The following is a 20410-nucleotide window of genomic DNA, read 5'->3' as shown; positions in this document are numbered from 1 at the left end:
TTTTAATAGCTTATGTAAGTACAAGATTATACCTCCTTGTTTGATAATGATTATCATTCGCGATGATATATTCATTATAAAGACAGTCTTGTACAAGGACAATGTCTATAAATTGGATGTTTCATAGGGAAAATTGTTGGATTTAGCTTTGCTCCATTAACAATTTTACCATTACGTCAAGCTGAAGCTCTAATGAAAGACCATCATCAAACCAAAACTCATTTAGCTTAAGTAAGTGCAATTGACAGCCTTGTTCATGCACTAATCGTTGCCACACAGAGCGCTGCATCAGCTTGGCACGGAAGGATTCCGTATCATCCGTTGGCACAATTAAAAACATGTGACTTGCCGCGTACAATGGGAGGTCCTGCTCTTCGACTTTAAGATGTTTCCCTGTTTGCAGTACCTCCTGCTGAATACGTTGAGGAGCACTGAGTCCTAAAAGCTGATATAGCGTATAGGCAGAGCGAACCGATAAATAAGGCATTAGCCATAAATTATCGTGACCTAATTCAAAGATCCCTGCTGTTGTGCCAGACTCGATAATGGGAGTGATGGCTTTTCTTGCTCCCATCGCTATTTGCTGCAACCTCGCAATCCACTCCTCAGTCTCTTGTACTCGCCCAAAAAGTCTCCCAAGCAGTCGCACCTCCTCAAGCTTGTCCAACTGTCCCCAAGGAATCATCAAAACAGGGGCAATTTGTTCGAGTGCCTTCAATATATCAGGATAATTATATAAATAAGTTGGAGCCACGATTAACTCTGGGTCTAATTGTTGTATCACTTCGATTTGGTCAAAGGACGCTATCTCTACAATATCTGGCACTCGTTTGTGTAACAGCTGGGATGATTGAAGTAGCTCTCGTGTAGTAGCAAGAGGCTGAATTTTTAAAGCCAGTAATGCCCCAAGAAATTGTATACTGACTATACGGTTTGTATGCTTCCTTTTGCGAAAACTACTAGGTGACAGATGTACGTACTTGGTGAACGTTTTTCCCAAATATGAGCCATCTGCGAATCCTGTTTTCAATGCAATATCCTGTAATTTATCATTTGTTCCGAGTAGCATAAGCTTTGCTTGATCAATTCGTATTTGATTTACATACTCAGCAAAGCTCCACCCTGTTTCCTTCTTAAACAATGAGGAAAAATAGCTTTCGTTAAAACCCGTCATATTGGCCATAAAAGAACGCGTTAGGGGTGCTTCAAAATGCTGTTTAATATAGGTAACAGCCTGCTGAATTGCTTGATCGTTTGTCACAAAGCTGATATCGATGCTCTTTCTTTCAAAAATCGTATCGAGTAACTCATGTAGAAGCAAATGAAGCTTAGGAGTAGCATGTGGTCTTTGTGTCTGCTGAAACTGCTCCATTAATTTTTTTAGCAGTCCCTCCGCATATCGTGGAAATTCCATGATCTGTCCATGCGCAGGCAAATGTGTTGTATCCTTTTCATATAATAGCGTATCTTTTTCACGTTTTGCCAACCGATAGCTGTTAAAGGAAATGCTATAAACAGGAGCCAATTCTTCACCCTCACTTGGGACTATATAAATACCCTGCTCTGGGTATAGAAGCAAGATAAATTGCCCTTTGCCTATTCGACAAGCATGTTTCTCTGCTTGAATGACTATCGGTTGCGTAGGAATAATAATCATCGGAAACATCCCTGTCAGCACCACAGGACTAATCATTCCTTCATCGGCTAGTAGCCTTGTATCCAGTAGCTCATATGTTAGCATTTTACTTGATCCTCCCCTTATTGTTAGATCATCGATTATTATTGTAAAACAACGAAACTACAAACTATCATAAGAAAATCCAAATGACTGTTAAAACTGATCAGTTGTGCTTCTACATAGATTTAGACACTGCTACTATATGTAGAATTATTTCACATTAGATCAAACGGCATTTTCAGTATGTGAACAAACCCCTTGGAAAAATGTTCATTATCCCAGCTTTATTCGCCCATGTTGTTATGGTGCTGGATGGCATTGGGAAAGGGTTTGCGGTAGCTACGATAGCCATTATTTAGGAGGACCCTTTACGTTTTTTATTAGTGTTAACACAAAAGCTTAGGTTCAAAAAGTTAATTGTACCCTCTACGATAGACATTTTGAAAACAGTCCATCTTGTTTATGCTACATAACTTTACTATATAAATTGAACTAAAGCTTCTATCTCCTTCAAAATGGGTAAAGTATACAAACTTATTGTCGAAAGGATGATCCCACATGTTACGCAATGAACAACGAGAAGAACTTCAAACGGCGATGCGACAAACAAAGGATAAGCGACTATTTGAGCGGTATCAGACTGTATTTCTACACCTTGAAGGAAAAAATAACGTTGAAATTGCGATGATCATTCAACGCAATCGAGCAACTGTTGGTGAATATATTAAAGCCTATAAAAAAGAAGGCATAACAGGTTTACGCATGGGGATTTCTACAGGTAAACCACATCGTTTGACCATCGAACAACGTGCTGAGTTGGCTGAGATTGTCACAACGAAAACGCCTGCTGATGTGGGATTTGCACCGTATACGAATTGGACGCTCGCGTTACTCGTTTCACTCGTGAAACGTGAATGGGCTGTGTCCTATTCTTTACGTGGCATGTCTAAATTATTAGAACGCATGCAATTTAGTCATACGCGCCCTACCTATACGTTGGCGAATGCGGACCCAGAAAAGCAAAAAACATTTAAAGAAGAAACATTTCCTGCTTTAAAAAAAGCTATTGTATGAGGAAATCGATCACCTTCTCTTTCAAGATGAGTCCATGATTCGTGACTACCAAGCCATTCAAAAGTCATGGTTTCCAAAAGGGAAACAGCGTCAAATCCCCACATACGGTAAGCATCAAGGCGTGAAATTAATCGGTACGTTAAATTATGAAACAGGTGAAATCTTCTGCGTCGAAGAAGAGAAATACGATGCAGAAGTCTTCCTGCGTTTCTTAGAAAAAGTCATTGCTCATTACCCAAATGGAAAAATTGTCATGATCCTCGATAACGCTCGCATTCATCATGCGAAGCTCATTCAGCCTTTTTTAAAGCTGCATCAAAATCGATTACAACTGGTGTTTTTACCACCTTACAGCCCGCAATTGAATTTAATTGAGGGGCTATGGAAATGGTTGAAAGACAGCGTCATTCATAATGTCTTTTTTTCAAGTACATCGCAAATCAAACTCGCTGTTCGTGAATTTATCCGTTGTCAAAGTGAAGATACACAAGGTATAATCGACCGACTTTGTGTTAGGTTCTAAAGTTCAATCTATATAGTCAAAAGACATGAAAAATTGAACAAGTGATAAAGTTCTAAATAAAAAATATTTATCGACTCATTTCCCAAACAATATCTTGTAATCCTTTTAGATTTCCCTTTCCTAAAGTTGAATAATAGTTTATATGTTTCTGTACAGCGCTTAAAGCATCCTGGAAAGCATCATTGCCAAAATCTTCTTTAATACTTTCAAGTAAAAATTTATTAGTTTCATTATTGAATGCTCTTTTATATACTTCTCCATTCATCATAGCTAGGAATATAGTAATAAAAGCTTGTGCTGACCCTACATTCATTCCTGTAACTTTGTTTATTTCTAAAGAGCCCTCGATTCTTGTGATCTGCTTAAAATAAACTTTTTTGGCTATTTCATAGGCACCCTTACTCATATCTATCGTTATCTTACTCCCCATTTTTCTCCTCCTCTTGTTAAATTTTCAATATTATACAGTCCATTATACGTAAATCTATTCTTAAATTAAATACACAAAAAGCTCGTGTACAAATTTGATTACCTTGGTCTCCCTTTTATTTTGTTTTACGATTAACGTAAGTCATAGCAAAATAGGGCCCTTAAATAAGAGGGCCACAAAAATAATTTGTGTCGTAGTTTTTACTGTAAGCTTGTTTTGATAATAAATGCTAATAACCTGCACCAATCATCATTGTAGAAATTTTATTTAATCATGGATGGGCGTTTTCGTACTCCCATATACCTTGCTTTGGATAAAATAAAAGCCCTCCACAGCAATCTATGGAAGGCATAAAAAAGAACACTAGCTTTTGCATTTATTTATTTTTTCTAGTAATGCCCGTGAAAAGACGCCCAATGCCTATAAAAAAGAACAATGGGAACGTTATTACCATTATTGCAATTCCTGTCCAACCATCATCTAACATAAAGCCAATGATAAAACTCACTAGCACTGCTAATAACGGTGCTATCACCAATATAGTTACGATTCCCCAAATAATATTTCTTTTTATAGATTTCCCTTTACCTAGTCGAAAACCTATGTATAATCCTACTATTAAATCAAATAAAACAATGACTAATTGCACCAACAACTCTGATCCCAATCAACAAAACCCCCTTTAGCTACTAAACTTTCGACAAAAACAGAGAATATCCTTTAATAAATTTTTGATCTACGCAAATCTTCAATGTAGCGCCTTTATCTGTCAGACGCAATAAAAGTCTCTGCTTGCGTAGCTGTTACAGATAGACTACTATAGTCCCTTCAGTATTTACAAAATTACTCCTTTAATCATGAAGTATAGCACTATCAAATTGTGCTTTTATTAAATTAATCGCCAGTCCTTTGCTTTGAAATTAAGTTTCTTTTCTTGCTACAGCGTTCACTTTTATTATAAATCTGTAAAATTATTCAGAAACAATTCAGACATGAAAACATTCATGCTAGCAATTTAATATTTAAAGATCAAGAGAAGCAGGTGATCATTTTATAGTATGAAAACCCTGCCATATCGATTATTCCTAAATCCCTCCCTCTAAGGCTACAATTATCATAACTTAAATTACTAGTACTTTTTATCAAGTCAAAATACTTCAATAACATTGATTTAACAGTATTTTATATTTTATGAAAGGTTTCTTAAAATGTTACCTAAATTTTAAACATTGGACAGCTTTTTAGTAACCCCTCAACCTAGAGTGGGCTGACAATTGTCATGAAATTTATGATAAATTCCAAAATTACATGGCAGATTTAATTTCATAAATAAATTGGTGATTCTCTCATTTTTTATATTTTTATGTTGAAGCCTGTCTTATAATAGGAAGTGTTTCATAAGCTACAAAAAATAGAATGAGAGGTATAAATATGAAAAAGTTCCTAAAAATTTCCTCTGTTACTATACTTGTTATTGGAATCGTGTCGGTAGTAGCCTTGCTATTATTTGGACGTAACAACCATAGTAATTTATCTGGAAGCGTTTCTGAAAAAATCGATCAATATTTAACAAATGAAAAATTCCAGGGAACCGTCCTTATTGCAAAGGAAGGAGAAGTTTTATTTACACAAGGATACGGAATGGCAGCTCCTGGTTTACCTAATAGCCCAAGCACCCTCTATCAGATTGCTTCACTATCTAAAACATTTACTGCTGTAGCAATCATGCAATTAGTAGAAAAGGATCTTCTAAGCTTAGATAATCCAATTTCTCAATACTTTTCGGACTTTCCAAATGGAGAAACAATTACAATCAGTCATCTACTAAGTCATAGCTCGGGCATTCCTGATTATCTAACGGAAAATGCTGAATTTGACTACAGCAAAGAATGGAAGCCCAATGATATTGTAAATACCATTCGTGATTCTGAATTAAAGTTTACTTCAGGCAAAAGCTTTAGTTATAGTAATACGGGGTATGTGATGCTAGGACTTATTATTGAAAAAGTCAGTGGCCAATCCTATGCGAATTATATAGAACAACATATTTTTGAGCCGAGCAACATGGTTAATTCTATGTTTACAGTTCCGCCAGGTGTACCGAAAGCACAAGGATACGTAGATGGAAAAGCCGGGCCCTTCATACATAATTCTGCAGCGTATGCAGCCGGGGATATCATTTCGACAGTTGAAGATTTAGAGCTATTTGACAGAGCCTTGCGTAATCATGTATTGATAAGCAAAGAGACATCAGAGCTGATGAGTAGAACTCATGCTAAAAAGTTCCCCCATCAATATGGATATGGCTGGTATACTCAAGATGTCATGGGGAAACAAGCTGTCGGGCATTCAGGAGGATATCCAAGTGGTTTTCGTCATTATATAACACGACTAAATGATGAGGAATTAACAGTGATTGTTCTTAGCAACGAGATGACAATAAATTCAAAAAGAATCAATCGACATCTGACATCCATCGTTCTCCAGCAGCCGATTTGGATATGGCAGGAGAAATTTTGATTAGAAAATAATTGGTATTAAAAGGTGCTTTTTCTAAAGCTATTGATTGATGAATGAAGTAAAGAGATATTGGGAAATACAATTTTATTAACTACACTCAATACTATGAATGAATACGATGACATTGCTGAGATGATAAAAAACTCAATTTGTGAAAGTCATGAATTTCCTTCACCTCTTGATGGAACGTCTAATTTTTCATCAATTACACCACACATATGCTTTATAGATGATAAGTAAAAATATAAATTTTAGAGTTATTTGAGACACCATAAATACTTATATTTAACAGGTAAAGGTAAAGATAAAGAAAAAGCAACCGATTCTCCTGAACCGCTGCCTCTAACACGACAACCATCATCCTGTTGAAATATTTGTGCTATCACAATAAATCATGACTGGTCAACAGCTTGATATAACAGTATTTTATTGTCTGCAATCTTTTATTAATCCTCAAGAATTATCATAAATAATCTTTAAATATCATGGTTTGGTCGGATTTTAGTCGCTTGCTTTTTCATCGATTAAGACTACCCATCACGGAATGGTCTAATTTTAAAATAATTTAAGTGTAAAGTTGAAATAAACAAGGGATATTTTATTGAATAAGTTAAATAATATCTTTAGGAGGTGTCGAAATGAAAAGAGATAAAAAAATTACAGAATTTGCAACAGACGAGCCAACAAAACAATCATTCTCTAATGGAGCAGACCTAGAAAAACCTAATGGGCATAAAGGAGCTACTGAACCCCCTCGCCCACAACATGAAGAAGACCTTATTATTAATGAGAAAAAAAGTAAGTCAACTTCACTATAATATAAGACTAATTAGGTTTTATTTATTTTGACCACCCATATTGGAGTGGTCTTTTATGGTGTATTTAATTAAAGCATTCCGTTAGTTGAAGAAGAAAAAAGAGCTGTATATGCAACTCAATAATCTTCAAGAAAATCACCCATATAGTTTAAGTAGAGATTTCTTCACAAACTTGTCTTTTTTAAACCTAATTAATTATTACTATTTATATGCTTATTTATTTTTTCTTCTGTCAATGATAAACCATTTTAAGATTCCAATTATTAGTATTAAAAGTGGTATTCCCTGGATGAGGAGAAATCCTGTCCAAAAATCATTTGTAGTGCTGGTCGGGGAGGCTGTTGCCATTATACCTATAAATAAAGCCAATGGAGTTGCGATTACATTGAATCCCAAACTAATCATAACAAATGATAATTTTTTACTTTTAATCTTCGGTAATCCAGCCGACCAAAATAAAATTATTGCAACTAACAAAATTAAAACACCCCAAACACCAAAAACAGCCAAAACAGCCAAAACCTCTACCTCCTAACTAAACGGTAGCCCATCCCACCTTCCTGCAAAGATGTAGATGCACCTACCGTCTACTATTTTACCACAAAAAACCATATCGTTATTCAACTGAACGCTCCTTTAGTTTAATAATACCTCATCTCAATATCACTAGGATAACTATTTCCATTTACCACTCCAGCCAATTATCTAACGATGGTTCATTATGCACTATTGATTGTGGAAGCTATTCCTTTCATTTAACCAATTATAGAAAGGGACTGGACGTTCTCTAAGAGCTTTGCCCTCCACAGATGATGAATTTAACTAATCTTTATACTAGAACGCTTTATAGCCTTACTATATGCCCCCTGAAAATACAGCGCTCAGTGTACTTGATACCGTTAACACACCATCCTTAATATCCATAGAGAATATATAATTTTTTCCTTCAAAACATTTCAATAAGTGTTTGATAATAAGGACTTCAAAATTGACTTTCTACTATAAATAATCAATAAAACAGGCCACCTTTTAATGGTAGACTGTTTTTGTATAAATTTTATTTTTTTATAAGCTTATCTTTCACAAGCCCATCCATCTCCATCAGGAAGGGTATGCTTTTCTTAACACAGTACAGCCAATCAAGTTCTTCAAATTATACCTTGTCAATAAACATTTTAGTGCATACAACTTCCACCTTTAATGGCGGCATAAAAATATTGCACTTTAATAAGGTTTTTCCGCCCTCAATGTCCAGCTTACTGATTTCAATATCCTGAATAAAATAAGGAATCTGAGGTTTAGTTAATTCTTTTAGAGGTTTTAATCTATCCTCAACACTGGTTATAAATGAAAATTTTGAACAACCAGTGAATAGTAAATTTACATTATAATCGGTGTCCTCAAACATAATGGTAAGCTCATCACAAAAAAACTAGTGTCCATTTGCAATACTCTTGCATCCCAATAATGCATAGCCTCTATTTCACTTTGAATATGCTTTGCTTTCAACTTAATCATCTCACTTTTTATAAGGTATATGTGCATCTGGACTTTTTCTATCCACAATATTCAAATAAATATAGGTACAAAACCATGAGAGGTATAGGACATTGAAAAATAGCAAAAGACCACCCATCACGGAGTGGTCTTAATTGTTTTTTTCTTTATGCTTTTTTCACTTGTTATCTTAGTTAAAATTGTAAATTCTAAGTATTTGAATACACTTTTTATTTTATAATTTCATAATAATATCCACTACCATCATCTGTTCTTCCTGATATTGGATCATCAGTTGTTTCACTCTCAATTTCTACAGCCCAATAGCGGACAGTTTTACCTTTTGTGAAGAAATCGTTTGTTATTTTTTTGAATACTCCCTTTTCTACTTCCTCGTAGTACCATCCGTCTGTTGTTCGAGGTGTCGCGATACCAAATTGTTTCGCTTTTACCAAATTAACAACTTGCGAACTTGCTTGTCCCATTATAGAACCATTATACATACTAGATAAAGTGGTATTTTGACTTGGTGTTGTTGTATATTCGGTATATACATGATATAAATTTCTATTAAGTATATTACCATCTAGGTTCGGTTTTGGGTTTATATAAAAAAACATATCCTTGTAAATACCTTTTGCTTGTGAACCTCTTGTGTCCACGAAAATGACACGTTCTATAGTGTTAACAGCACGTTTGTTTAGCAAAGTATAAGGTTTCCCTAGTACATCCTCAAAACCACCTACTGCTTCTCCCTCAACTGGTAGCTTAAATGCCACCCCATAGACCATATTTATATATTCTTCTACACTCATATTTAACTTTTTTGCAGATTTTTCTGTACTACTGTACCAAGAAGTAGTATCTTTATACCTCCTTTTTTCAAAATTTGTGAGTGTAAATATATTCGTCCCAGTATTAGCAACCTCGCGAAGTTCCTGTAAACCTATGAAATCAGATGGCACTTTCTTCAATGTATCCATGAAACGAATAAGGATTGTTGCTACCTCGGCACGAGTTGTATTACCATTCGGCTTAAAGGTGAAGTCCTCATAACCTGAAAGCAATCCCGTACCTAGTGCTACCCCAATATAAGGTAAGTCTTTTTTGTTTACTCCACCCTTATAAAATTCGGGAATGGGTATTAACGTAAGGTCTGAATGTCCTAAAGTTGAAACTATTTTAGAATAATCAGGGTGATTGTTAATTAATGCTTTAGTTAACCACGTAGCAATCTCAACACGAGTCATTGGTTTATTAGGCTCAAATTTAAAAGAATCTAATTCTATAATTCCTGCACTGATACCATTATTAATTGCATCATACGCCCAATGGCTAGAAGGTAAGTCTGGGAAAGAATTTTTCTTGTCAGCTTCTATTCCTAAGATACGGGATAAAAAAGAAGCGAATTCAGCACGAGTAACGTGAGCAGATGGCTTGTATGTACCGTCATCATATCCTTTTACTAGTCCTTTTTCAGCGACCAGTTTAATTGATTCATAAGCCCAATGGGATTTAGGTACATCATTAAAGGTTGTTTGAGTAACTGGTGCTGCTTGAACATTTTCAGTAGCAATTGGAATAACCATAGCAGCTGTCATAACACTCGCTGCTATTGCTTTAGTCATTAAATTATTTTTCGCTGATTTCCTATGTAACATTTCATACTCTCCTTTTTATGCAAAATCTATGTACATACCAAAGTTACCATATTAAACCTAAGCAAGGAATACATGATCTTCACTCCTTTACAGAAGTTTCTACAAATTATATATAATTACCTTCTTACTTCCGTTTTAAGATGAAGCAGATAACTAATAATGTTGTCTGTTTTTTATTATGGTAAATAAGTATAAGTATGGTTAAAGTTGTTACTATAAGTTACTTAAAAGAATAACCTAAGACAATTTTAAAGGAGGATACATAAGTGGTTAATTTGTTTAAAAAAAGTTTTATTTATTTAGCATTAACGTTATTAGTACTAGTTAGTATTAGCGTTGAAAGTGCATCTGCAGCAGAAACTGTGGATTATGAAGAAGGGATAACTAATTTAAATAATACTCCTGAACTGAAAATAGTGCTGTAGTAGGTGATAGACTCACACACCCTGAAATTGGTTGGAAAAGATATGACAATTCTCATCAAGCTATTATAAAAAACGGTTACTTAACTCAGAGTGATACTGGCTCATACAAAGGTCAATATTCTTATACACCTGCAAATGATAAACCTGTTCTATTTGATTTCACTGGGGATAAAGTTCGAATTATTGTCCGCAAATGGAACACAAATAATTATTACGCTGAAAAAGTTGAATTAGTTATAGATGGAGAAGTAAAGCAAGTATTTTCTATTCACGGACCTACTCAAAATCAGACTTTAATAGCTGAAGTAACTGGATTAGAAAATAAGAGACACAAAGCAATAATCCGTGTAGCAGAAGGTTTTAAAAAGGGTATAAATATCGATGCAATAGACATTGATGCAAACAGTGAATTACTTTCTCCACTTCAGGAACCTAATGTAGAGGCAATCATATTAGACAAAAATAATTTAGAACTTTTAGAAGGTAGTCAAGATAAATTAACAGCTACAGTTACTCCAGATACTGCAAAAGTAACATGGTCATCAAGTGATGAATCAATTGCTACTGTAGATCAGAATGGTAATATAACTGCTATTAGCGAAGGTTCAGCAATCATTACAGCAACAATAGAAAACACAGATGTTTCATCTACAAGTACGGTTATTGTTAAAAAACCCGATCATGATTTTCCAAGTGCTATTCTAAGTATCACTCTAGTAAACGGTATAACAAAAGAATATGATGTAACAAATGCCGTTTTAAACAACTACTTAAATTGGTTTGATAGTGCTCAAGGTACTTCTACATTCAAATTTTCAAAAACCATTTCACCTTATAAAAAGGTAACTGAATATATTGCCCATGATAAGATTGCTTCATTTGAAGTAAGAGAATATTAGACACAAAAAAGCCCAGGCTCACATGAGTACCTGGGCTTTTTTTGAAGTTTAGGTAAAGTATGAAATCTTACATTAATAAAAAACACAACAACCTAAACAAATGCTGAACAAAAACCACTCTACTAATGAGGTGACCCCTAAAAGTTAGAGTTTTACGATGTTTGCAGCTTGTGGTCCACGTTGGCCATCTTCTACTGAGAATTCAACTTTTTGACCTTCTTCAAGTGATTTGAATCCATCACCTTGGATAGCTGAGAAGTGTGCGAATACATCTTTCCCGCCTTCCATTTCGATGAAACCAAAACCTTTGTCTGCGTTAAACCATTTCACTGTACCTTGTGCCATTTATAATGACCTCCATTAATTGTATTAAATAAAATCATACTACTTCAAAAGAAAAAAATTCACATATTACAAAAAGTATCTAACAATACACGATTACTCTTTGTAATATGTGAATTCATTGTTCCCTTGCAAACGATTTTATTACATTAATTATATGTTAAAAAATCATATTTGTCTAGTGTAAAAGCGAACTCATTAACTATAAACTAAGCTAAATGACCGCCAACAAGAACATTCATTTGTATTTTGACAAGTATTAATCTGTGAAAATAAAAAAAGCCCATTACCTATTTGTGATATGCTCCCTATTAGGTAGGCAGATTAAAAAATAAAATCTGTTTATCTAAAGGGAGTATTTTTTATGGGGCGAAGCAAACATCCACTTGAGTTAAAACTACACATCCTTTAGCAGCACACGCTTATGGTGTTTCATATCAGCAGGTGTATCAATGGACGAAGAAATTTGAAGCAAATGGTGAAGAGGGATTACGTGATCGCTGTGGTCGCACAAAAGATGAGGTTGAATTAACAGTTGAAGAGAAGTTGAAATTAGAGATTCAACGTATTGAGCGGGAAAATGAGCCTTACGGGCAGAAAATCTATTTTTAAAAAAGGTAGAGGAAATCGAAAGGAGGCGTCACTAAGCCAAATTCGCTTACAACAACGCTATTTAGCGATTCAAGAATTACATCAAGAGGAAAAAATTGCAATTCTTTCATTAGGTGAAATCTGATGTTTCACGCGCTGCTTACTATAAGTGGCTAAGTCGTAAGCCTTCTAACAGAGAAGTTGAAAATGAAGCAATTTTAAGGGATATTCATCTTCTTTACCAACAAGTAGATGACATTTACGGTTATCGACGTATAGCGTTGACAATCAAGCGCCAGCGAAAAGAGAAGAATCAAGCGGTAGTTAATGAGAAGCGTATTTATCGTTTGATGCAGGTGAGTGGGTTGAAATCCGTTATTCGGCGAAAACGAAAACCTTATCGTAAATCACCCGCACGTCACGTGGCAGAGCATGTGTTAAATCGGGCATTTGCATCGGAAAAGCCAAATGAAAAATAGTGTACAGATGTAACAGAGTTTAAGTATGGGAGCGGGAAAAAGGCATATTTAAGCGCAATTGTCGATTTATATGATGGTTTAATTGTAAGTTATGTAGTAAATCATTCGAATAATAATTCCCTCGTTTCAAAACAATAAAAGCAGCAATTGAATCATTACAACAAGGTGAGCAGCCATTCATACATAGGGATCGAGGTTTTCAATATACATCAAAAGAGTTTAAGCGAATCGTTGATAAAGCAGAATTGACACAAAGTATGTCGCGTGTTGGTCGATGTATTGATAACGGACCGATTGAAGCATTTTGGGGTATATTGAAATGTGAGAAGTATTATTTACATAAGTACGATTCATATGAAGAGTTAAAACTATCGATTGATGGCTATATATTCATTTTTATAATCACTATCGCTACCAGAAACGATTAAACGGCTTGAGTCCTTTAGAATTCAGGGCTCAAACCGCTTAATTCAATTTTTATTATTTCCACTGTCTACTTGACGGGTGCAGTTCATTTTTAATAAACTGCTTTAGTTGGTCACTCGTCCATTTTCAACATTTTACATAGCTCTTACAAACGCCGCTATATCAACTACTCCTGAATCGCTGCCTCTAATGCGACAACCATCATATCATTGAATGTTGTTTGGCGTTCTTCAGCTGTTGTTACTTCGCCTGTGATAATATGATCACTTACTGTTAGAACAGAAAGTGCTTGACGGCCGAATTTTGCAGCTAATGTGTAAAGTGCTGCGGATTCCATTTCTACTGCTAGCACGCCATATTGCGCTAATTTTTCGTTTTGGTGCTCGTCTGAGTAGAATAGATCTGCCGTAAAGATATTGCCTACTTGTAAGTTAAGACCTGCTGCTTTACCAGCGTTGTAAGCTTTTAATAATAAATCAAAGTTTGCGATTGGTGCAAAGTCGATCGCTCCGCCCCAAATGATTTGGTTCATACGTGTATCCGATGTTGCACCTTGCGCTAAAATCACATCACGCACTTTTACATCCTTTTGAATTGCACCACAAGTACCAACACGGATTAATTTTTGGACATCATATTCTTGCATTAATTCTGTTACGTAGATCGAAATCGATGGTACACCCATACCTGTTCCTTGTACAGAAATACGTTTTCCTTTATACGTACCTGTGTAACCAAACATATTACGTACTTCATTGTAGCAAGTTACATCCTCTAAAAATGTTTCTGCGATATATTTTGCACGTAATGGATCTCCTGGCAGTAAAATTGTGTCAGCAATTTCACCTTTTTTTGCATTAATATGAATACTCATACTGCAATCCCTCTTTTCTGTCAGATATCATATCCATCATACTGTTTTTTTGTTATTTTCGCAACGCTAGACGTCTAGCAACTAAAAAATTATGCTTGCTCTTCATAAAGCGCCCACAAAGTATCGAAAGCCTCTGTTGTTAGATTGGCTGTTGCATAAGACTCAATATAGGTGGATAGCTCATTAAAGTCTGTGCTTTGCTTTGGAAAATTATGCTCCTGAAACATTTCTTCTGCAAAGCGCACTTTAGGATCTGACCAATCACCACCCCGGAAGGCTAGTACATAGAGATAAAAACTTTTTTTCATTACACGATTTCCCCTTTTACTGCAATTGCTTTTTCGCTAGTGTACCAAAAAAACTAACATTCGTCATAGCTTCTAGTGCTATGAATTTTTACCTATCGGTGTATTTAGCACTATTTCTTTGTCTAACATAGACTTTTGTCACGACATCGTTTATCAGAAAATTTTTATTTTTATAAATTTCAATAGAAATATCTACTAAAATAAGATAAAATTGAAATCGATGGTTAAAAAAATAGGAAGGTGATGGCGATGAAAAAGACTAGAAAAGACCCTAACACAGCGAAACAGCGCCCGTCTCTCTCTGCTTTTCGTTTTTTTAATAAGAAGGAAGCAATAAAAGAGGAAAGCGGGACTAATTCCCCTCCTATTAAAGAAAAGCAGCAACGTTTTTATCATTTAATTCGGGGCAAGGTGCTCCTCATGTTTGCACTGCTTATTGTCATTAACGGCATTATGGGGGTGTTATCGTATGCCAATATCCAAAACCTACAGCAGCAAATGGAGGATTTCACCAAGAGAAATGTGCAGGAGCAGTTAACTGTTAATAAGCTGGCATATGAGATTGCACGACTAACCAATTTAGAGCAAACCTATTTAATTACAGGGGATGGCAATTATTTTACCTCCTATCATATGAAAACGGACACCATTCAGAAAGAACTCACATCATTAAAAAAGCAGTTTGAGGATCGGCAAACAGAGCTTAGTCATATGCAGGCCATTGAGCAATATTTTAAAAATTATCTGGATTATTCCAAAAAAGTAATGACCATGCGTGATGAATTAGGGCTTGAGCAGGCGCGTAAATTAATAATGGGTGCTGCTGGGGAAACCATGAAAACGCATATTGATAGTAATATTGTGGCGATTAATAATGTGATGGATGCGTCCAATAAAACAAAATTGGACAAGCTCAATCAACAGGTTAATCTGTCCATTGTCACATTCTTTCTCGTATCCGTTATTGGCTTTTTAGCGATTGTGATTTTTGGTTATATGCTCTTTAAATCACTAAAGCGTAATACACGGGTCATTAATGATTCGATTCTCGATATTGCACAGGCTGGAGGCGATTTAACAAGGCGTGTAAAAGTACAAAATCGCGATGAATTTTCGATTATTGCCGCTTCCACTAATACATTAATCGAGTCGATTTCTAACTTAATCAGACGTGTTAGTGAGCTGGCTGATCACGTATCCAGCAGTAGCCAAGAGCTGATGTCCTTAGCTGATGAAAATGCACGTACTATTCAAGATATTGCAGATGCCACGGCTGATATTGCGAGCGATAGTGATCAGACGATTGCCAGCATGAATAGTGCACAGCAAAAAATGAGCGACCTTGAGCACTCTATGCATCAATTAAATGAACAGGCTAGCGCTGTGCAACGTGCCTCACTCGCGATGCAACAAGCCGCTGATGAGGGGAGTCATTCTGTTGAACAATCCTCGCTTGTCATGCAGTCGATTGAAGAAACAATGGCATCCACAACCTCCACTGTTGAGGCATTAGGTCGTAAATCAGCCGATATTACCTCCATTATTGGCACGATTACAGCGATTGCTGAGCAAACCAATCTCCTTGCCTTAAATGCAGCCATTGAAGCGGCACGCGCTGGCGAGCATGGACGGGGCTTTGCCGTTGTAGCGGATGAGGTGCGGAAGCTGGCTGAGCAATCACAAAGTGCAGCAAAAGAAGTCACAGGGATTGTGACCTCTATTCAAGAGGAAGTGACCTCTATTATTGCGCAAAATCATGAGGGTGTTACATCGGTTATCCGAGGCGTGGAGGTAACCAATGAAACCAACCAATCATTGGAAAATATTTTAGCACATACACAGGAAACAACAGCGATTATTGCTGCAATGGTTGCGCAAATTGGCACAACCATTGACTATAGTAATGCTGTGGCTAATGATTTCGTCCATGTCAATGCATATGCCGAGCAATCAGCAGCTAACACGGTGACCTCTGCGGCAGCGGCAACACAGGGCTCTGCATCCATGCAGGAAATCAATGCAGCCGCTACAGAGCTTGCTCAACAAGCAGATAGTCTACGTAACCTTGTAAGTGCGTTTAAAGTATAGCTCATCCATACACATGAAAGGCTAACAACATAAAAATCCTAGCAAAGGGTACACTTTGCTAGGATTTTTTTATTTAAATAATGCTAAATAATCGCTGTAGCCTTCTTTTTCTAAGTCTTCTTTTGCGATAAAGCGTAGTGCTGCTGAGTTAATACAATAACGCATGCCACCTAGCTCATTTGGCCCGTCTGGAAAGACATGACCTAAATGAGAGTCCGCCTCTTTACTGCGTACCTCCACACGACGCATACCGTGGGATGTATCAAAATGCTCTGTTACTTCCTCTTTTTCAATCGGCTTGGCAAAAGCAGGCCAGCCACAGCCTGAATTGAATTTATCCAATGAACTAAATAATGGCTTTCCAGATACAATATCTACATAAATGCCCTCTTCAAAATGGTCATCATATTCATTGCGAAATGGTGGCTCTGTCCCATTTTCCTGTGTCACATAATATTGCATTTCAGTTAATTCTTTTAAACGCTGTTCTTTATTCATGTTTATTCCCCCAGTGATGCTCCTGAAACGCTCTGCGACCTGATCCAATCGAATAGCGCTCATAGTGCATTGGATTTTTCTTATAATAATGTTGATGATAATCTTCAGCTGGATAAAACGTGCTAGCTGGTAAGATTTTTACCATAATCGGCTTATCAAATTTACCAGAGGCCTCTAAATCTGCCTTAGAGCGTTCAGCTAACTCACGTTGTTCTTCATTATGATAAAAAATCGCCGTTGTATAGGATTGTCCACGATCATAAAATTGACCACCAGCATCTGTTGGATCAATTAATGTCCAATAGGTTGCAAGTAATTGCTCGTAGCTATAAAGCTCATCATTGAAGATGATTTGTACGGCTTCCACATGCCCAGTCGTTTCCGCACATACTTGTTCATATGTGGGATTTTCAACATGTCCTCCTGTATAGCCCGATATGACAGATTCGATGCCAGGTGTTTCATCAAAGGGCTTGACCATGCACCAAAAACAGCCACCTGCAAATGTTGCATATTGCCTTACCATAGCTTTCACTCCTTATTCACCAGGTACAATAATTTCTAATAAAATTTTATTATTGGCTAAATCCAATTCCTTTGCACGAACACGCGAGCCCGATGCAATATTAATACGCGATAAATCAATATAGATTTCCGCTTTATTGGGATTGACCGTAATCCATGAGGGGAATTCCACCGAATCACGCATAATTTTCATCGTTGTTTCGGGTGGAATATTGAGTAGCCCCACATTCATACCAGTTTGCTTTAAAATAATATTACCACTGTCATCTACGATCGGATCAAAATTCATCGAAATTGGAATTTCTGTATAAAATACAGTGAGCGTGCTTTTTAATTGAATATCGTTTCCGATTGTATAATCAATTGGTAAGGGTGAGCCCTCTACTGCATCCTTTAAATATTTTTTTGATATTGATTCTAATTCTTGTGCTGTCGTTTGCACAACGAGAACATTCTCTTTGCCTTCACTTTTACCTACTGTATTCTTTGCGACATTGACACCATCTACTGGTCTAGTTGCTAAAAAAACAACGAGGAGGATTGCAAAAAGCACGGTGCCCGCTAAGGCAAAAAATGCGATCTTCCATTTATTCATTTTGTCACTCCTCGAAGCCTATTGCTTTGTTAATCTTTTTTTCCATCTCACACTGCTCCATTGTTACGAGTATACGCTCTGTCATTTTGTCATAGCCCTTTGCATTTGGGTGGAAAAAGTCTGTATGATAAACGAGCTCTTCATTTGAATCAAATAAATCCTCCACTGAAATATAGCAGGCATTGGAATCCTCGCTTGCTACTTCCTCAATCACCTTATTCCATTCCGTAATAATTGTATCAAATTCATTGACCTCATTTGTAACAATGGAGAATGGATTGTAAAAGCCAATGAGCAATAGGGGCACCGTTGGGTTTTTTGCGCGAATCCCTTCAATAATTTTCCTGTAGCGCTCCTTGTAATCAAGCAATTCTTTGTCAAAAGCATCGCGCTTTAAATTAAATAGATCCTGCTTAACAACTTTCATTACATCATTGCCGCCCATTGTTAGTGAAACGAGCTGTGCCTGTTGCAGCTCTTCATTATAATGCCCCTTTTTCACTAATTTTAGTAGCTGATCACTGCGTCTACCACGTTTTCCACGATTATCGATCTCTACCTCTGCTACAGAGGGCCATGTTAACAATGAATCTGCTAATCTTCCCACATAACCGTCTTGACTATACTCATCACCAACACCGGCTGTTAATGAATCGCCTAGTGCCAAGTAATGTAGTTGCTTTGCGTTTTCTTCATCAATTTGCGATAAATCCTCTGCTGATGGCTCAAAAAAATGTTCAAAAATTTGCGTCAACATATTCTTAGAGGTTTTTTCCTCGTCCTTTGTTTGTTGCTCATCCTGCGTCATCTCTTGCTCCGTCTCTGCCTGCTCACCATCTGGCTCTGCTTGCGGATTCGGTTCATCGATTGATATTGCACAACCACTTAGTACAAAGACGGTCAAACATGACAATATAAATCGCCACATGCCGATTTGACCACCTTCCATCTCTTTCTATTACTTCTATTATAGAATAGTTCATACCGCAATGGAAAGTGACTTCCCTTTTGTTCTTGATAATTTTGATGGATTCTATAGCAGTTCGCTCCATTTTGTGTGGAAGTGATCAATTCTGTGAGGATTTCGCTCATTTCCTTGCCGAAAGTGATCAATTCTATGGGAACTTCGCTCATTTCCTTGCCGAGAGTGATCAATCTATTGGGACTTCGTTCATTTCCTTGCCGTAAGTGATCAATACAATAATTTTTGTCAGAACTTCGCCTAATTTTCACTATACAAAAAAAGCCACTACACTCACAAATGTAGTAGCTTCTGTCTATTATTCTGCGTAGTAAATAAACCCAATGGCTCCTGGCCCTGTGTGGGTTGAAATAATTGGAGAGGTAAAGGCGATTTCGACATCCTGAAAGCCTGTTCCCTCAACCAGCTCTTTTAATGGATTGCCCATCGTTGCAAGTCCATCTGCATGTGAAATACCTACCGTCTTCACGGTTTTGCTAGCCGTATCTGCTTGGAATTGTTTAAATAAATAATTCACCACTTGCTTATGACTACGCACCTTTGACACAGGATTGTAAACGCCACCCTCTAAATTAGCAATCACTTTAATATTAAGCAATGAGCCGATAAAGCCTGTTCCCTTACCGATTCGACCACCTTTAATAAGGTTTTCCAGCGTATCCACAATTACATACAAATGTGTGTTGGCACGTACCTTGTCAAGCCGTGCTACGATATCCTCTACCGTTGCGCCTGCATCACGCATCTTAATAGCCTCTCGAAGCTGGATAGCAAGACCTATAGCAATAAAACGGGAGTCAATCACCGTAACATGGGCATCCGTCATTTGTGCCGCCTGACGTGCAGATTCAACCGTGCCGCTCATGCCGCCCGTCATATGAATGGAAAGAATGTGATCACCATCTTTTCCTAGCTCATCGTATAATTCCTTAAATTTCCCTGGCGCTGGCTGCGAGCTTTTTGGTAAATTTTTCGCATTTTTCATTAGTCCTAAAAAAGACTGTGGCTCCAAATCTACCCCATCTATATACGTGTTCCCATCAATTTGAATGGTTAAAGGCACAATATGTATACCATGCTGTGCTACCTCTTCTTTTGTTAAATCACAAGTTGAGTCCGTTACTATATGAATTCGTCCCACTTCGACACATCCTTTTACTTCATTAGCATTTATTAT

Annotated in this window: 21 protein-coding genes and 1 pseudogene; 9 read left to right on the top strand and 13 right to left on the bottom strand. The window is 36.7% G+C overall.

The genetic code is table 11. The annotated features are described in order from the left end of the window. Positions 1–142 precede the first annotated feature (142 nt). Positions 143–1741 (bottom strand): helix-turn-helix domain-containing protein, encoded by a 1599-nt coding sequence (locus tag ADM90_RS09850; RefSeq protein WP_053994783.1) that lies wholly within the window; start codon positions 1739–1741, stop codon positions 143–145. A gap of 495 nt (positions 1742–2236) precedes the next feature. On the opposite strand from ADM90_RS09850, the gene ADM90_RS23795 reads away from it, so the two are divergent. After that, positions 2237–3275, top strand: a protein-coding gene (locus ADM90_RS23795; RefSeq protein ID WP_152927960.1) for an IS630 family transposase whose coding sequence is annotated in 2 segments (ribosomal slippage) — positions 2237–2734 and positions 2736–3275 — 1038 coding nt in all. Because the reading frame shifts where the segments join, the coding sequence is not laid out codon by codon here. Positions 3276–3342: 67 nt separating this feature from the next. Here the strand turns inward: ADM90_RS23795 and ADM90_RS09835 are convergent. Beyond that, on the bottom strand, positions 3343–3705 hold the full coding sequence (locus ADM90_RS09835; RefSeq protein ID WP_053994782.1) for a hypothetical protein: 363 nt from the start codon (positions 3703–3705) through the stop codon (positions 3343–3345). 376 nt (positions 3706–4081) lie between these two features. Next, positions 4082–4372, bottom strand: a complete 291-nt coding sequence (locus tag ADM90_RS09830) for a hypothetical protein (RefSeq protein ID WP_053994781.1) — start codon at positions 4370–4372, stop codon at positions 4082–4084. Between the two features lie 764 nt (positions 4373–5136). Between ADM90_RS09830 and ADM90_RS09825 the strand changes: the two genes are divergently transcribed. Further along, positions 5137–6225 (top strand): serine hydrolase domain-containing protein, encoded by a 1089-nt coding sequence (locus ADM90_RS09825; protein ID WP_053994780.1) that lies wholly within the window; start codon positions 5137–5139, stop codon positions 6223–6225. 638 nt (positions 6226–6863) lie between these two features. Further along, complete coding sequence (locus tag ADM90_RS09820; protein ID WP_053994779.1) at positions 6864–7043, top strand: hypothetical protein; 180 nt, start codon at positions 6864–6866, stop codon at positions 7041–7043. 213 nt (positions 7044–7256) lie between these two features. Here the strand turns inward: ADM90_RS09820 and ADM90_RS09815 are convergent, their stop codons facing one another. Together ADM90_RS09815 and ADM90_RS09805 are read right to left on the bottom strand one after the other, a co-directional pair. Next, entirely contained in the window at positions 7257–7562 is a 306-nt protein-coding gene (locus ADM90_RS09815) for a hypothetical protein (RefSeq protein WP_053994778.1), read from the bottom strand. Between the two features lie 1208 nt (positions 7563–8770). Then, positions 8771–10201, bottom strand: coding sequence for an S-layer homology domain-containing protein (locus tag ADM90_RS09805; protein WP_053994777.1), 1431 nt, complete (start codon positions 10199–10201; stop codon positions 8771–8773). Positions 10202–10467: 266 nt separating this feature from the next. Here ADM90_RS09805 and ADM90_RS25060 point away from each other — a divergent pair, with 266 nt between their 5' ends. After that, the gene (locus tag ADM90_RS25060) at positions 10468–10626 is read left to right on the top strand and encodes a hypothetical protein (RefSeq protein ID WP_235473408.1); all 159 of its coding nucleotides are present in this window, start codon (positions 10468–10470) and stop codon (positions 10624–10626) included. Positions 10627–10652: 26 nt separating this feature from the next. Further along, positions 10653–11525, top strand: a complete 873-nt coding sequence (locus tag ADM90_RS25440; RefSeq protein ID WP_327037018.1) for an Ig-like domain-containing protein — start codon at positions 10653–10655, stop codon at positions 11523–11525. 144 nt (positions 11526–11669) lie between these two features. Here the strand turns inward: ADM90_RS25440 and ADM90_RS09795 are convergent, their stop codons facing one another. Then, positions 11670–11870, bottom strand: coding sequence for a cold-shock protein (locus ADM90_RS09795; RefSeq protein WP_049664906.1), 201 nt, complete (start codon positions 11868–11870; stop codon positions 11670–11672). A 420-nt stretch (positions 11871–12290) separates the two neighbouring features. Here ADM90_RS09795 and ADM90_RS09790 point away from each other — a divergent pair. From ADM90_RS09790 to ADM90_RS25525, 3 genes and pseudogenes are all read left to right on the top strand, one after another. Then, positions 12291–12479: pseudogene (locus ADM90_RS09790) on the top strand (helix-turn-helix domain-containing protein); the annotation flags it as partial. A gap of 113 nt (positions 12480–12592) precedes the next feature. Beyond that, a complete protein-coding gene (locus ADM90_RS24285) occupies positions 12593–12937 on the top strand; it encodes an IS3 family transposase (RefSeq protein ID WP_152927990.1) in 345 nt (114 codons plus the stop codon). 388 nt (positions 12938–13325) lie between these two features. Further along, entirely contained in the window at positions 13326–13406 is an 81-nt protein-coding gene (locus ADM90_RS25525; protein ID WP_152928006.1) for an IS3 family transposase, read from the top strand. A 123-nt stretch (positions 13407–13529) separates the two neighbouring features. On the opposite strand, the gene deoD is transcribed toward ADM90_RS25525, so the two are convergent. Further along, on the bottom strand, positions 13530–14237 hold the full coding sequence (gene deoD / locus ADM90_RS09780; protein ID WP_053994776.1) for a purine-nucleoside phosphorylase: 708 nt from the start codon (positions 14235–14237) through the stop codon (positions 13530–13532). Positions 14238–14326: 89 nt separating this feature from the next. Beyond that, positions 14327–14545, bottom strand: coding sequence for a YozE family protein (locus tag ADM90_RS09775; RefSeq protein WP_053994775.1), 219 nt, complete (start codon positions 14543–14545; stop codon positions 14327–14329). A gap of 249 nt (positions 14546–14794) precedes the next feature. On the opposite strand from ADM90_RS09775, the gene ADM90_RS09770 reads away from it, so the two are divergent. Continuing rightward, entirely contained in the window at positions 14795–16633 is a 1839-nt protein-coding gene (locus ADM90_RS09770; RefSeq protein ID WP_053994774.1) for a methyl-accepting chemotaxis protein, read from the top strand. A 69-nt stretch (positions 16634–16702) separates the two neighbouring features. Here ADM90_RS09770 and msrB read toward each other — a convergent pair whose 3' ends face one another. The 5 genes from msrB to ADM90_RS09745 all read right to left on the bottom strand — a co-directional run bounded on the left by msrB (position 16703) and on the right by ADM90_RS09745 (position 20374). Further along, positions 16703–17131 (bottom strand): peptide-methionine (R)-S-oxide reductase MsrB, encoded by a 429-nt coding sequence (gene msrB, locus ADM90_RS09765; RefSeq protein WP_053994773.1) that lies wholly within the window; start codon positions 17129–17131, stop codon positions 16703–16705. After that, a complete protein-coding gene (gene msrA, locus ADM90_RS09760; protein WP_053994772.1) occupies positions 17124–17657 on the bottom strand; it encodes a peptide-methionine (S)-S-oxide reductase MsrA in 534 nt (177 codons plus the stop codon). Before msrA ends, msrB begins: the two co-directional genes overlap by 8 nt. 12 nt (positions 17658–17669) lie before the next feature. Further along, on the bottom strand, positions 17670–18251 hold the full coding sequence (locus tag ADM90_RS09755) for a YpmS family protein (protein ID WP_053994771.1): 582 nt from the start codon (positions 18249–18251) through the stop codon (positions 17670–17672). Positions 18252–18255: 4 nt separating this feature from the next. Then, positions 18256–19179: a GDSL-type esterase/lipase family protein gene (locus ADM90_RS09750; RefSeq protein ID WP_053994944.1), complete on the bottom strand. Its 924-nt coding sequence runs from the start codon at positions 19177–19179 to the stop codon at positions 18256–18258. Positions 19180–19531: 352 nt separating this feature from the next. Continuing rightward, positions 19532–20374, bottom strand: a complete 843-nt coding sequence (locus ADM90_RS09745; protein WP_053994770.1) for a DegV family protein — start codon at positions 20372–20374, stop codon at positions 19532–19534. Positions 20375–20410 lie beyond the last annotated feature (36 nt).

The organism is Lysinibacillus macroides, assembly GCF_001281525.1.
GTDB classification, from domain to species: Bacteria; Bacillota; Bacilli; order Bacillales_A; family Planococcaceae; genus Lysinibacillus; species Lysinibacillus macroides.
The sequence above is the reverse complement of the archived record's forward strand: the minus strand, read 5'-3'. Positions and strand labels throughout refer to the sequence as shown.